A 13,965-nucleotide genomic window follows, 5' to 3' on the forward strand; every position below is an offset into this window, starting at 1 on the left:
CCTAATTTTAATTATCTAGGAGAACAACAATGAGCTTAAAAATTAATCCACTAAATGCCATCGATTTTTATAAAGCAGATCACAGACGTCAATACCCTGCTGGTACAGAATATGTTTATGCCAATTTTACGCCACGTTCTTCGCGTTTAGCTCAAATGCTACCTGATTTTGACGATAAAATCGTGTTCTTTGGTTTACAAGGTTTTATCAAACATTTTTTAATCGAAACATGGAATGAAGGCTTTTTCCAGCAAGATAAAAACAAAGTGATCGCTGCTTATAAACGACGAATGGACAATGCCTTAGGTGAGGGGGCGATTCCAGTCGATCACATTGAAGCCTTATATGACTTAGGCTATTTACCAATTCGGATCAAAGCCTTAGCAGAAGGTAGCCGAGTCAACATGAAAGTGCCTGTACTGACTATTGTAAATACCTTACCTGAGTTCTTTTGGTTAACCAATTACTTGGAAACTGTACTCAGTGCAGAATTATGGAAAAGCTGTACCACTGCAACTATTGCATTTGAATACAAACGTTTACTTACAGCGTATGCGATCAAAACTGGCGCACCTTTAGATTTTGTTCCAGTTCAAGGACATGATTTTAGCAGTCGTGGAATGAGTGGAATCTATGATGCAACACAAAATGGTGTTGGTCACTTAACCAGTTTTATCGGTACAGATGCCGTCTCAGCGATTGATTATGCCGAAGAATATTACAATGCAGACGGTATTGTGGGAGTTTCAGTTCCTGCTACTGAACACAGTGTAATGTGTATGGGCAGTGAAGATAATGAAATTGGAACATTCAAACGTTTGATCACTGAACTTTATCCATCTGGCGTAGTCAGTATTGTGTCAGATACTTGGGACTTTTGGCGAGTCATTACAGAATTCACTGTTGAGTTAAAAGATGAAATTCTTGCTCGCCAGCCTAATGCTCTGGGTCTTGCCAAACTGGTTTTCCGACCTGACTCTGGAGATCCTGTAAAAATCATATGTGGTGATCCTGAAGCACAAGTTGGCAGCCCTGCCTATAAAGGTGCTGTGGAATGTTTATGGGAAATCTTCGGGGGGACTAAAACAGACCGAGGTTATAAAGTGCTCAATGAACGTGTTGGCTTGATTTATGGTGATTCGATCACATTGGAACGCGCTTTAAAAATTCTGCAAGGATTAGAAGCCAAAGGTTTTGCTTCAAATAATCTTGTGTTTGGAATTGGGAGTTATACGTATAACTATTTAACCCGTGATACTTTTGGCTTTGCAGTAAAAGCAACATGGGGACAAGTGAATGGTGTTCCACGTGAATTGTTTAAAGATCCTGCGACTGATTCTGGAACTAAAAAGTCGGCTAAAGGGCTACTTCGTGTAGAAAAATCTGAAACGGGCTTTGTACTGTTCGATCAACAATCCCCAGAGCAAGAACAACAAGGTGAGTTAGACACGGTATTTGAGAATGGTCAATTGATTCAAGAATGCTCATTGAATGAAATTCGTGAGCGTTTAATATCAAGCCTATAGTATTAAAACCAAGCATTCAGTTTAGGATAAAACTGAATGCTTAAACTAAACTATTGAAAAACACCAGCAAAATAGAAATTCCCATTAATGGTATCTGAACCTATTTTTACACTATTAAAGGTAAAATTTTGCTTTAGGTGATCTACACTCAAGCCTTTACAACTTGTATTTCTGTCCCCACATAAAACTGTATCTTCACCCTGTGTATAGACTAAGCTTAGATGTCCTTTTATCTCTTGATTAATTGTAAGCTCTCCATAATTTTCAAAGTAAATTTGATACATTTTTTGATCATTTATTGTTTGAGCATACGTACTCTTATACCTTGGCACTAATTGAATTGACTGGTTTAAGGTTAAATTATATTGATCAAATGGCACATACACATTTGAACTTAAAATTTTAATTTTCTCTGCATCACTTTTTAAAATAATATTGTCTAAATTGAGTTCGAATCCTTTGTTAGAATTAGACCAAATCTCATTTGCTAAGTCTGAAATAGTATAAGTATCTGTGCCATCTGACACTCTGATCGAAATTGCATTTTCAGAATAAGTATTGAGATACTTTCTTATTAATAAAAATATTGTTTTATCGTCTTTTTTTAAAACTAACTCCTTATCAGTCCAATATAGCTTACCCTCCAAGCGAGTATCAAATTCTGCATAACTTTCAATATTATATTCTTCGCTATCATAAATCACTTTACCTTGAACTTTTACAATCGGAAAGCGATTAGTTTGAAAAATTGGCCAATTACTTTGGGCAAAGTAATTTAATTCTCCTGTGATTAAAACAGATTTAAAACCATTAAAATCTTTTAATTCTGAAGCATCTCCACGATAGTATTGGTTTGGCGCATCTTTAAATATAACTTGGATGTGTTTTTTTTGGTTCAATTCTTTAATTGAATAGCTTGTGTTTGAAGAGCAATCATAAAGTGGAAAACAAAAAATAGATTTTACATCTTGCGTATCAAAGTCTTTAAACAGCATAGCGAGTTTAGCCTTGTTGCCGTGATTCAGTTCAACAACAGAAAAGTCAGAACCATTTTTATTCGCAAAACTAGCAGATGTAATTGGTTGATTTCCTATCGCTGAAATTTTATAAGTGAGTTGGGAATCATCAAAGTTTAAAGTTTGGTTAATCCCCTCACCTTTAATTGTTATATAGCTAGAATGATTCGCTGTCCCAATAGAATCAGAATTATCACTGCCCCCACAACCTGACAGCAATAATAAACTCACTGTCGAATACATCACGATTTTTTTCATTACCCATTCCTTACAAGGATATTTATTAAGTTTTTATAAATAATCTTATAACATTAATTTTCCTTGGCTAATATCCTTTACCCTGTAATAATTCTAACTATCTTTAAATTTAATAAATTAAGCGAGCCTTATTGTGACCTTGAATGCTGAACAGGAATTTCTGTCGAGTTATAATAAAAAAGACTTTGATGCTCCCCTTTTCACAGTCGATATGGCTATTTTTTCTGTGGATGCTGGGCAGCTACAAGTTTTATTGATTAAGCGCTCCAATTTTCCACAAAAAGATAAATGGGCACTGCCAGGTGGTTTTGTTGATTTAACCCAAGATGCAGATTTAATGGCTTCTGCGCACCGTAAATTGGTTGAAAAAACGGGGCTTCAGTCTCCCCATTTGGAACAAGTGGCAACGGTGGGCAATGCAACGCGTGATCCTCGGGGTTGGGCAGTCACCGCCTTGTATTTTGCGCTCATTGATTTCAAAGAATTTCAGCAAGTCGCTACCGAACAAACTGAACATAGTGAATGGGTTTCAATCTCGGAAGCAAAAAATCGAGATTTGGCATTTGATCATTTACAGCTTTTAGAAATGGCAATTGATCGATTAAGTCGTAAAGCACGCTATACTGCTCTGCCCGTTAGTTTGATGCCAAAACTATTTACATTGACTGAATTACAGCAGATTTATGAAATTATTTTGGGTCAGAGCTTGGAGAAGAAATCGTTTAGACGGCGTATGATTGAAGCAGGTGCAGTTGAGGAAACAAATCAAACTAAAATTGCAGGTAAACGTCCTGCGCAACTGTATAAATATGCTTTCGAGAGCTATGATTTCCATTTTCCAAGAATTTTGGAATATCCACGTGACTTAAATCCGTCATGACTGAGATAAGATTAGTTCAAGCTTTTCCTCAAGAACTATTCGATGATGTTATATTGGTGGCTCAATATCTTGAAAATCAGAAAATCCAACTTCATGACAATACCCAATGTGAAGTGATCATTCATCAAGCTTTGATCAAGATACCTGCCAGAATCTATATCAACACTGTACAATCTGTTGAGTTTCAAAACTTTCCATTGATACAACGTCAAATTCTATGGTGTATTTTCACGCGCCATCATGATGGTTTTGTCCGGCAAAAAGCGCTTGAAAAACTACTTCAGCAAAATCTTGAATATTTTATGACGCCATTTATCTTTCAATTGCTAGGTGAATATGTGGCTGAAATTTTGAAAATCATTGAGCCACATCTCAATGAAAATAATCAAAACAAATGGAGTGATTTTATCTTAGAAAATTGTCAGTATTTTCAAACTACACAAAGCAGAATCGTCAGTTATTGGAATGAATACTATCGGTCAAGCTATCCTGATTTTAAAAACTATATTGGTCATCAAATTTTAACCAAGCTCAAAAAATATGAGGAATCACGCTTTAAATGAAATGCGTAATTTAAGTTTGATTTATTGGTTACCAAAAACAATCACATAGGTTCCAATCTGTATTTTTTCTTCTAAGCAGCATGCCAGATGCTCTAAAAAATTCATTATTTTTATATCTTCAAAAGACAAATCCCTAAGGTCTGAAACAATTTTCTGTACTGCATTGTAATCAAAATAATTATCGGAACAAGGATCAAAACTATCCTCGAATTCATTTGTCAGCGGGCTAGACAACGGAAATAAAGACCTAAATATTTCAATCACATAAGCAAAATCATCCTGTGGAATAAAATAAGTTCTATTGTTTTTATCTTGTACTCGCTCTAAGTTTTCATCTTCTGCCCAAATCAAAAAGCCGACTTTATCAACATATTTGAGATTTTCCGCTATCGTCAACTTGATTGGACGTTGATTAAATTGATCAATCTTTTCAATAATTTTTTCAATACTCTGCTGATAAACAGGATTTATATAATATGTGTGAGCAAGCCTTTGGTCACATCCTGTCGCTAAACAAATTTTATTGAGATTATTTTGATGAAACTGAGTAAGCGATTGTTCAATATCATCATTATTTTGTTTTAATAATGACAATGCTTCTGTCAATGAAACGTTTATTTTTGCTCGTAATATCTTGAGCTTTTCATTATTCATAACATACTCTTGTATTTATTCCTGATTCCATTTTCAATATTTATACATCGTCACTGCCTAAATTATCTTATGTTAATTATACAATTAAATATCGATGGACAATAATAATGAACACCCTATGCTATTTTGAAATTCAGTCTTCAAACCCTGAACGTGAAATGAAGTTTTATCATGAGATCTTTGGTTGGAAGTTTAACAAAGTCGAAGGTTTACCGATCCAATATTTTCAAATTGAGACAGCAACATTACATGGAGGTTTATTAGAAAGACCAGCGCAAACACCACCGACACAGTGTGGAACCAATGCCTTTACCTGCTCTTTTGAAGTTGAAGATTTTGATCAAACGGCTGAAAAAATTTTAGCCTTAGGTGGGCGCATCGCCATGGAAAAATTTGCCATCCCTAACAAATGTTGGCAAGGCTACTTTTTAGATGCAGACCATAATACCTTTGGTTTGGTTCAAGTTGATCCAAATGCACAATGATTTTAAGAAATGAAACAAATAACTACACCAAACTCAGATTGATTTAAGTGATGAATTTAGAGAGTTGATATTCTAGAGTATTGGTTTTTAACAGCTTAACCAGACGAGTGATTGAGTGAAATACAGTTTGGCTTTTTATCTGCTTAGTCAGCCATCCTGACCTTTTACTCAATCACTCACTTTAAACCGAAGCAATCAAAAAAGTAGTCTATTCAATCACCACAAAAAAACTTCTTATCTGATTCATCCGTGAATTTATGCTACCTTATTTTACAACGCATTAAGATCACACACGCACATGACTGTACGCTTTCTTCATACTTCAGACTGGCATCTGGGACAATTCTTTTATAACCACTCGCGCCAGTATGAACATGAACAGTTTTTAGCGTGGTTATTGCTACAAATTCAAGAGAAACAGCCGAATGCTTTACTGATCGCAGGTGATATTTTTGATGTGATTAACCCTGCTTCATCGGCTCAAAAACAATTATATCAATTTCTTGCAGATGCACATGAGATTGCACTACATATGCAAACACTGATGATTGCAGGAAATCATGACTCAGGTTACCGTATCGAACAAGTAGAACCGTTACTTGAGAAATATCATGCCAAATCTGTTGGGGTGATTCATAAAAATAGTGAAGGTCAAATTGACTTAGATCGCTTACTGATTCCTATCTATGATCCGCAACGTCATATTATTGCTTGGTGTCTAAGTTTGCCCTTTTTACGTCCTGCTGAAATTACTGGATTTAATGAACAGACTCATAATAGTCAAAACGCAATTGCCTATTTACATCAACAGCTAATTGCAGAAGCTCGTAAGAGAAAAATGGCTGATCAAGCACTGATTTTAATGTCGCATGCGCATATGCAAGGTGGGGAAACTTCCGATTCTGAGCGCCCAATTATTGTAGGGAATGAAGAAGCTCTTTCAACGACGTTGTTTGAAGATTGTCTGGACTATGTGGCACTTGGACATTTACACAAACCACAAAAAGTTGCACAAGCACATATTCGTTATAGTGGTTCGCCCATTCCACTGTCGTTTAGCGAAATCCACTACAAACATCAAATTGTAGACGTAAAAATTGATCCATCCAAAACAGATGAATCCCGCTTTGAGTTTGAAAGTATCTATATTCCACGGAGTATACAGCTCCATAAAATCAAAGGAGAATTGAGCGTTGTTTTTGCTCAGTTACATGCTTTGCCAAGTGGAGAAATTGACAATATTGATCATCGTGAATATGTCGATATTGAATATCATACGGATGTTCCCCCTCCGCCCAATTTACGCCAACAATTTGAAGAAGCCTTACCCAAAGATAGATACCGTTTGGTTCGTATTTCAAGACAATACTTAAGCACAGAAAAAAATGGGGATACACCGAGTACAATCCATCTCGAACCGCCTACGCCAGAAAAACTTTTTCAACAGCTCTGGGAAAAAAATGGTTATGCCAGTGATGATGCTGTTTTAAAAGACTTTTTAAATTTGCTGCAAGAAGCTGAGAAGTCACTCGAAAATGAACCTGAAGCATAGGAGTTTGCTGTGAAAATTTTATCGATACGACTCAAAAATCTAGCTTCGTTGTCTGGTGAACATTTTATTGATTTTGAATCTGAACCATTGGCTTCAGCTGGTTTAGTCGCAATTGTTGGGAAAACCGGGGCTGGAAAGTCCACTATTCTGGATGCGATGTGTCTTGCCTTGTTTAATAAAATCCCACGTTTAAAAGACAGTGATGGTAAGTTACAAGATGTGGATGGTTCAGAACTTTTAACCAACTCCCCACTGACTGTGCTGCGTCGAGGTACCGCACATGGCTTTGCAGAGCTTTGTTTTGTTGCACAAGATCAAAAACATTATCTGGCTCGTTGGGAGCTAAAACGTTCACGTGAAAAAGCAGATGGAAAACTGCAAAGTGTACAACGTTATTTAAAATGTCTCACCGATGGAACAGTGATAGCGGATAAAGCCAAAGCTGTAGACAACAGTATTTATAAAATTACTCAATTGAGTTTCGAACAATTTACCCGTGCTGTACTTTTGGCACAATCTGAAGTCACAGCATTTTTAAAAGCACGTGATAATGAACGTGGAGAGTTACTCGAGTATTTAACCAATTCAGCAATTTTTGGAAAAATTGGTCAATTGGCATATGAAAAAACCAAATTGGTGGCTTCAAAACGTAAAGAACTTGAAAACCTACTGGGTCATATTGAACTGTTATCTGATGAAGATTTGGCTGAACTGTCGACTCAATTTCAACATATTGAAAACACTTATCAAAAATTACAATCAGAAAAAATCCAGCTTGAAAAACAACAGCTTTGGTTTGAACGTAAACAAAAATTAGATCAAGAGATTATTCTAAAACAGCAATTTTTAGATGCCCAACTCAAAGTACAACACGACTTACGACCTGAACGTGAACATTTAATTCGTTTAGAAAAATTTTCGAGTATTCGCTCAAGTGTTTTTCAACGGCAACAGCTGAATAAAAATGAACAACAACTGACACCACAACTGCAAAAACAACAACAACTGTTTGATCAGTTAAAGCTACAGTTTGAGCAGCAAAAGCAAAACTTTACTCAAGCTGAAACGGCTTTAAATGATATACAAAGTTTTGAAAACGCACATTTTGATGCTTTAAAAGAAGTACGTAAATGTATCCAAGAACGTGATTTTATTGGTACAGAATTTAAAAAAATTCAATCCAAACTCAATGAGTTGGAACAATCAAAATATCCCTTACTAAGCCAGCAACAGGAAGTTGAACAACATATTCAACGTCTTAGCCAACAGCAGCTTAATTTAAGTCAAAAACTTGTCGAGACACAACAATTTTCAAGTCTGGATAAAGGCTTGACAGCGCATATACAACAACTCAGTCAATTTATTCAACACTATCCAAGCATCGAAAATCAACTCGGTAATTTAAGCCAAGCTGAAGATAAACTCAGACAGCAAAACGCTCAATTACAGGCTTTAATTGATCAATCAGGTACGATCGAGAAGCTAGAAACAAGGCTTGAAAAAACCCGCCAACAACGTGAAACGATACTTTACCAACTCAATCAATTTGACATCATCCAACAAAAATTACAGCAATTTTTTGAATTACAGTCAGAGTCTCAACAACTTATTGCTCAAATTCATCAAGGTCATACACAATTTCAACAACTAGAAAAAGCCACAGTTCAAGCGGAACAAGATTATCACAATGCAAAACAGGCTCGAACCAAGCTACAGGATATACTTCAACAACAACGCTTATTGCATACAGAAAATGTCGAGAATTTAAGAGCAGCACTTAAAGAAGATCAACCATGTATCGTCTGTGGAAGTACCACCCATCCCTATAAAATGGATGATTCCATTGTTTCCAAAGCCTTGTTTGAACTACAACAGCAACAAGAACAGCAAGCTCTGCTTCAAGAGCAAGATACTTTTAACATTTGGCAGCTAAGTCAGCAGAATTTAACCCAATTCAATGCAGAGCAAGAACAACTAAAAACCTCGCAAAAAAGACTGGTTGAACGAATCGCAGTCACTCAACAGGCTTGTGCTGAACAAATTGCTTCTGCAAAAATTAAGCTTGATCTCACTCAAACACAAGCTGAAATCATGTTACAGTTAGGTCAATTTACCCAACAATCTCAACAGCAGATTGAGAAAATCGACCAACAGTCCAAACAATCAATTCAAACGATAAAAACCCAACAACAATTGTTGCAGAGCACTCAGCACACATCACATTTATTACAACAAGCCAAAAACCTTCAGCATCAAATTCAGCATATCGTTTCATGCTTGTCTGAGCAGGAACAACACATGTGGCAACAACAGACAGTCGCCACCGCAGAAAATGTTTGTATCCGTTTAAAACAACGTACGCAACAACTTGATCAACAGGAACAACACAGTAAGCAATTAGATTTATACGCCCAACAACAACACAGTATTCAACTCAACCTAGACAATATCTCCAAGCAAATTGCTGATACTACTCAAAGCTTAGCGGAGATTAAACTTAAAGGATTACAAAATACAGAAACTGCGAATCAATTGATTTACAGCATGACGGGATCAAATGAAGTGAAGCCGAATGAATGGCTAGCTCAGCACGATCTGAAACGCCAGCAAAGCCAACAACATTATCAGCAACTCAAACAAAACTTTGAGCAATTGCGTAATCAATTTGAACAAGAAAAGAGCCAGCTAGGGCAGCTCAAGGCACAAGTAGAGCAAAACTTAAATCATCTCAATCAAGTGCAGTTTGAAATCCAACAATGGTTAACAGAACATCCAGATTTTCAATTAGAAGATTTAAGCAACTTGGCGCAAATTACACCACCACAAGAACAGCAAATTCGAAAGCAATTACAGCAAGCTGAACGCACATTGAATGAAGCCCATTCAGCACTGAAAACCATTCAGGAACAACTCTCAGAACATCTAACGCTTCAACCAGAAATAGTGAGCAATGAATTACAACAATTGATGATAAGAAATAGCGAAGCGCTAAACACGCAAATTGAAATTCGAGATCAACTCAAACTCAAACTCGAATTACATCAGCAGAATGTCATGAAGCAAAAACAGTTTGCAGATCAAATTCACAACGTCCAGCAAGAAGAACATCGTTGGGGGAAAATTTCAGGTTTGATGGGGGATGCAACAGGTAAAAAATTTAGAGATTATGCGCAACAGTATAATTTGGATATTTTACTTGAACATGCCAATCAGCAATTGGCGATGCTGTCTCAACGCTATACGCTTAAGCGTCTCGAAAACTCTCTAAGTCTCGCCATTATTGATCATGATATGGATGGTGAAACTCGATCTGTTGCTTCACTGTCGGGTGGCGAGTCTTTCTTAACAGCACTCGCGCTCTCTCTAGCAATTGCCAATATGGCTTCAGGTTCAATGAAAATTGAATCCTTATTTATTGATGAAGGTTTTGGAACACTGGATGCTTCATCATTACATATGGTAATGAATGCTTTGGATCAACTGCAAAATCAAGGGCGTAAAGTCGTACTAATTTCACATATACAGGAAATGCATGAACGTATTCCTGTACAAATTCAAGTCCGAGCTTTAGGTGCAGGTGCCAGTACGATAGAAGTAGTCAGTTAAAAAAGGAGGATAATAACCCTCCTCAAACTCGATTTAATGTATTCATTGATTTGCTAAATATTCTTTTTTGGCTTGATCACAAATTTCTTTTTTATCACTCAAGCCTTGGGTTGCTGTTTCGAGGGTTTCATCAAAGGTGGTATCAAACTGTTTGTAATCTCGGTCATACTGTACTTTATATTTTTGATTATTTTTTAATACAGCGATTGAACTTTGAATGGCGACACACATTGGATAAAGTTCCTTCCGATCCTGTGTTTGAGTTGCACGATCAGTAATTTCTTCGATTTTTCCCAAAATCGTATCAAAGTTCTTTTGAAATTTTTCATAACTCGGTTGTGTTGCAATAAGGGATTTATATTGATCTTCGATTGGATTGGCAAATGATTGTATGGAAGCCATACCCAGTAAAGTGATTACACAAACTTTGACTAATTTCATTATATATTGACTCTTTTGTTTATTAATGAGTTTAAGTGTTTAAAAGCATAGGCTGTTTTCACGAATGCCCTATGCTCGTTGAAAAGATAATTTATCGATCTGCTGGAAATGCATTGGGTGGCGGCGCATATTTATTTACAGGTTTCGCCTTTTCTTCTGGTGCTTCTAACTCATACACTACAGTACCGATTACACCTGTATTTTGAATAGAGCCTTGATCAGAATTAGCAGCATAAGCATCTTTAGGCTTACTAAACGTAAAAGATGCTACAGCAGAATCACTCTTACGGAAACCTTCGATTTTCAAGGTGTCATGCGCATGCAATACATAACCTGCATTGCTCCGAGAAGCTTCACTGCCATTAATTACATCAATACCATCAACACTGGCAACAATTTCAAAGGTCTTACCCGTATTATTTTCATACTGTAATTGATAACTTTGCCCTTCACGCCCTGACAAATAATATTTTTGCCCCACACGATACATGGGAATGAACTGACCATGATCATCGACCACAGAAAAACTAATTTTTCCTGCCGCCATGGAAATCGAATTCACTGATTTTCCTTGATAATTTTTATCAGCATATTGCACCATTGTTTCAGCCAATGACGTTTCAGATTTACGTTTTAACTGCACTTCCGTCACTTTGGAATCAATTTCATCACCCCACTTCGTACCCAATTTTTCATCAGCGGAGACTTGGTTATTGGCAGCTTCAGCAGCAGCATCGGTACTGGTCGTTTCAGCCGATGAGTTGGATGAACTTTCATCTGTTTTTTTCGCACAAGCAGCAAGAAAAATACACAGCAAAAGGCAGAGAAATATATTTATATTTTTCATTATCAAACCTATTTTAAAGTAATAAGTTACGTTCCAATCATTATAATGTCTTGTATTTATTCAATAACATTGAACAATTAGAAAGATGTTTCAGTTAGATTATTATCAGCCACATCATAACTGAGCAGTGCTTGATGTACTATTTTTTAATTATTGCAATTGTGTAACATTATAACATCCTAGCGCATTCTAGGATGTTATAAAACCTATAGTTTGCCTAAACTCAATCACTTAATCTGCTGGAAAAGCATTAGGAGCAGGTGCATAGCCATCCTTTGAATTTTTAGCAGGCTGATATTGAGGTGCTTTTAATTCATACACCACCGTTCCAATCACACCGGTATTTTGAATAGATCCATTTGCAGAATTAGCGGCATATGCATCTTTAGGGCGACTAAAAGTAAATGAAGCGACTGAAGAATTACTCTTTCTAAACCCCTCAATTGCAAATGAACTGTATGGTCGTAACACATAACCACTATTTGAACGTGAAGCTCGGCTGCCATCTAAAACATCTAAACCATCCACACTTGCGACAATTTCAAATGTTTGATTGCTGGTATTTGAATAGCGAAGTTGATAGCTTTGCCCATCTATCGCTGAAAGGTAATAATTTTGTCCATCACGGTAAAGTGGTAAAATTCGACCACGATCATCTACAACAGAAAAACTCACTTTGCCAGCTGCCAGAGAAATGCTGTTAATATTACGTCCCGAAAATTGCTTATTGGCATAACGAATTTGAGTTTCATCAATTGGACGATTGCTTAAACGTTTTAAATCCACTTGGGTCACATAAGAATTTAGATCATCGCCCCATTTTGTCCCCAAACGTTCTTCTGATCGCACTTGATTTTGTTTGGATGTTGTACTTGCAGGTCTAGGCGCTGGTTTGGCTGAAGGTACAGCTTCTGTCTCTAAACTTATGGCATCGTTTGATGGCGAATACTTTGTTGTACTGCAGGCGCTGATTAAAACACAAAGACACAACCACAATAACATTTTGGATTTATTCATATTCTATTTCCAGTTTCTAAATTTTATTTCACTAAGTATAGTCAACTTAACAAGTGCTGTGCATCGAAAATTGTAGAATATATTTTAAACGAGCTATTCAATTGTTTAGGACAAATATATTGATATAGTTATCCTAAACAAAAAACCTATTTTTTATTTTATCGTGATCAGATTATTGTTAGCCCAGTGCCAAAACGACACCTGCAAAGCCAATACAATAAAAACCGAACAGCTGCCAACGTCCATGTTCTAGCCAGCTAGATAACCACTTTAAAGCAGCAAGACCTGCAATAAAGCTAAACACCATTCCCAATACACTCGGAAAAAGGAGTTGAGTTAAATGCATATTTTGAAAGTTCTCCGCATGCATAAGACGATAAAACTCTTTAACAATCACAGCAGGTGTAAGCACTACAGCCAACGCAAAACTAAACTCTTCCGCTTTTTGGCGAGCAACACCTAAAAATAATCCTGTTGAAATGGTGGCACCAGAACGTGAAAAACCTCGAAATGGTAGACATAAAGCTTGTATCGCACCAATCCATGCCGCACTTTTCAAGCTGATTTCACCAGTTTGTCCACGATCTAATCGCGCAGATAAAATAATCAATATCCCTGCTGAGACTAATGCAGCAGCCATTAATTTTGAATTACTAAATAACTGTTCTATTTCAAAGTGATTTGCCCCTGCAAAAAACACATGTTTAATCAAGGCTTGTAGGGTTAATCCAAGTATGCCGGTAATGGCTGTGGCAAGAATAATAAAACCTGCTTGTTTCTTAAAATTAGTGATGGATGAAAAATATGTTCTACGCCAAGATGCCCAGAAATAAACAATGACCGCAAACATTGTACCTGTATGTAACATGACCAAGAGAAAAGTCATATCAGGTGCAGAAGGATCAAAGCCCATTAATTTTTCAGCCAAAATGACATGGGCAGAACTGGATACAGGAAGCAACTCTGCCAAGCCTTGAATAATGGCAAGAATAAGCACATGAAAAATAGTCATCAATGCTCTCAGGTTTAAAATGATGTTTGCCTTATACGTTTACAGCATTAAAACTAAATTAAAATAAACTTAAACCATTACAAAGTCAGAACGCCAATTTCAGTATGA

The 13,965-nt window shown here is 36.5% G+C and carries 12 protein-coding genes; 6 read left to right on the top strand and 6 right to left on the bottom strand.

The window, feature by feature from the left end; genetic code table 11:
• The first annotated feature begins 29 nt into the window (after positions 1-29).
• Positions 30-1,526: a nicotinate phosphoribosyltransferase gene (locus tag AC1Z3T_RS16880; protein WP_483396797.1), complete on the top strand. Its 1,497-nt coding sequence runs from the start codon at positions 30-32 to the stop codon at positions 1,524-1,526.
• A 50-nt stretch (positions 1,527-1,576) separates the two neighbouring features.
• Here AC1Z3T_RS16880 and AC1Z3T_RS16885 read toward each other — a convergent pair whose 3' ends face one another.
• The gene (locus AC1Z3T_RS16885; RefSeq protein ID WP_483396798.1) at positions 1,577-2,800 is read right to left on the bottom strand and encodes a hypothetical protein; all 1,224 of its coding nucleotides are present in this window, start codon (positions 2,798-2,800) and stop codon (positions 1,577-1,579) included.
• Positions 2,801-2,933: 133 nt separating this feature from the next.
• Here AC1Z3T_RS16885 and ntrR point away from each other — a divergent pair, with 133 nt between their 5' ends.
• Complete coding sequence (gene ntrR / locus AC1Z3T_RS16890; RefSeq protein ID WP_009585852.1) at positions 2,934-3,680, top strand: ADPR responsive transcriptional repressor NtrR; 747 nt, start codon at positions 2,934-2,936, stop codon at positions 3,678-3,680.
• Positions 3,677-4,243, top strand: a complete 567-nt coding sequence (locus AC1Z3T_RS16895) for a hypothetical protein (protein ID WP_483396799.1) — start codon at positions 3,677-3,679, stop codon at positions 4,241-4,243. The genes ntrR and AC1Z3T_RS16895 overlap by 4 nt, the downstream gene beginning before the upstream one ends.
• Before the next feature lie 21 nt (positions 4,244-4,264).
• Here the strand turns inward: AC1Z3T_RS16895 and AC1Z3T_RS16900 are convergent, their stop codons facing one another.
• Positions 4,265-4,897 (bottom strand): hypothetical protein, encoded by a 633-nt coding sequence (locus tag AC1Z3T_RS16900; RefSeq protein WP_346806375.1) that lies wholly within the window; start codon positions 4,895-4,897, stop codon positions 4,265-4,267.
• 107 nt (positions 4,898-5,004) lie between these two features.
• Between AC1Z3T_RS16900 and AC1Z3T_RS16905 the strand changes: the two genes are divergently transcribed.
• The 3 genes from AC1Z3T_RS16905 (at position 5,005) to AC1Z3T_RS16915 (ending at position 10,540) form a co-directional block, all read left to right on the top strand.
• Complete coding sequence (locus tag AC1Z3T_RS16905; RefSeq protein WP_346806376.1) at positions 5,005-5,382, top strand: VOC family protein; 378 nt, start codon at positions 5,005-5,007, stop codon at positions 5,380-5,382.
• Between the two features lie 298 nt (positions 5,383-5,680).
• On the top strand, positions 5,681-6,934 hold the full coding sequence (locus AC1Z3T_RS16910) for an exonuclease SbcCD subunit D C-terminal domain-containing protein (protein ID WP_483396800.1): 1,254 nt from the start codon (positions 5,681-5,683) through the stop codon (positions 6,932-6,934).
• A 9-nt stretch (positions 6,935-6,943) separates the two neighbouring features.
• Positions 6,944-10,540, top strand: a complete 3,597-nt coding sequence (locus AC1Z3T_RS16915) for an AAA family ATPase (RefSeq protein ID WP_483396801.1) — start codon at positions 6,944-6,946, stop codon at positions 10,538-10,540.
• Positions 10,541-10,582: 42 nt separating this feature from the next.
• Here the strand turns inward: AC1Z3T_RS16915 and AC1Z3T_RS16920 are convergent, their stop codons facing one another.
• From AC1Z3T_RS16920 to AC1Z3T_RS16935, 4 genes are all read right to left on the bottom strand, one after another.
• Complete coding sequence (locus tag AC1Z3T_RS16920) at positions 10,583-10,981, bottom strand: hypothetical protein (RefSeq protein WP_042089392.1); 399 nt, start codon at positions 10,979-10,981, stop codon at positions 10,583-10,585.
• Between the two features lie 91 nt (positions 10,982-11,072).
• Positions 11,073-11,828 carry a hypothetical protein gene (locus AC1Z3T_RS16925; protein WP_151712783.1) on the bottom strand — a complete coding sequence of 252 codons (756 nt, stop codon included), beginning with the start codon at positions 11,826-11,828 and terminating at the stop codon, positions 11,073-11,075.
• Positions 11,829-12,059: 231 nt separating this feature from the next.
• On the bottom strand, positions 12,060-12,845 hold the full coding sequence (locus AC1Z3T_RS16930) for a hypothetical protein (RefSeq protein ID WP_058971182.1): 786 nt from the start codon (positions 12,843-12,845) through the stop codon (positions 12,060-12,062).
• A gap of 178 nt (positions 12,846-13,023) precedes the next feature.
• Complete coding sequence (locus AC1Z3T_RS16935) at positions 13,024-13,857, bottom strand: undecaprenyl-diphosphate phosphatase (RefSeq protein WP_208474908.1); 834 nt, start codon at positions 13,855-13,857, stop codon at positions 13,024-13,026.
• Positions 13,858-13,965: the final 108 nt, after the last annotated feature.

It is taken from the genome of Acinetobacter sp. B-6, assembly GCF_056930735.1.

What these genes read in the sequence shown, in the direction of transcription:
- AC1Z3T_RS16910 (WP_483396800.1), top strand. Translation starts at nt 5,681, where the DNA reads ATGACTGTACGCTTTCTTCATACTTCAGACTGGCATCTGGGACAATTC.
- AC1Z3T_RS16925 (WP_151712783.1), bottom strand. Translation starts at nt 11,828, where the DNA reads ATGAAAAATATAAATATATTTCTCTGCCTTTTGCTGTGTATTTTTCTT.
- AC1Z3T_RS16895 (WP_483396799.1), top strand. Translation starts at nt 3,677, where the DNA reads ATGACTGAGATAAGATTAGTTCAAGCTTTTCCTCAAGAACTATTCGAT.
- AC1Z3T_RS16900 (WP_346806375.1), bottom strand. Translation starts at nt 4,897, where the DNA reads ATGAATAATGAAAAGCTCAAGATATTACGAGCAAAAATAAACGTTTCA.
- AC1Z3T_RS16905 (WP_346806376.1), top strand. Translation starts at nt 5,005, where the DNA reads ATGAACACCCTATGCTATTTTGAAATTCAGTCTTCAAACCCTGAACGT.
- AC1Z3T_RS16930 (WP_058971182.1), bottom strand. Translation starts at nt 12,845, where the DNA reads ATGAATAAATCCAAAATGTTATTGTGGTTGTGTCTTTGTGTTTTAATC.
- AC1Z3T_RS16935 (WP_208474908.1), bottom strand. Translation starts at nt 13,857, where the DNA reads ATGACTATTTTTCATGTGCTTATTCTTGCCATTATTCAAGGCTTGGCA.
- AC1Z3T_RS16885 (WP_483396798.1), bottom strand. Translation starts at nt 2,800, where the DNA reads ATGAAAAAAATCGTGATGTATTCGACAGTGAGTTTATTATTGCTGTCA.
- AC1Z3T_RS16880 (WP_483396797.1), top strand. Translation starts at nt 30, where the DNA reads ATGAGCTTAAAAATTAATCCACTAAATGCCATCGATTTTTATAAAGCA.
- AC1Z3T_RS16920 (WP_042089392.1), bottom strand. Translation starts at nt 10,981, where the DNA reads ATGAAATTAGTCAAAGTTTGTGTAATCACTTTACTGGGTATGGCTTCC.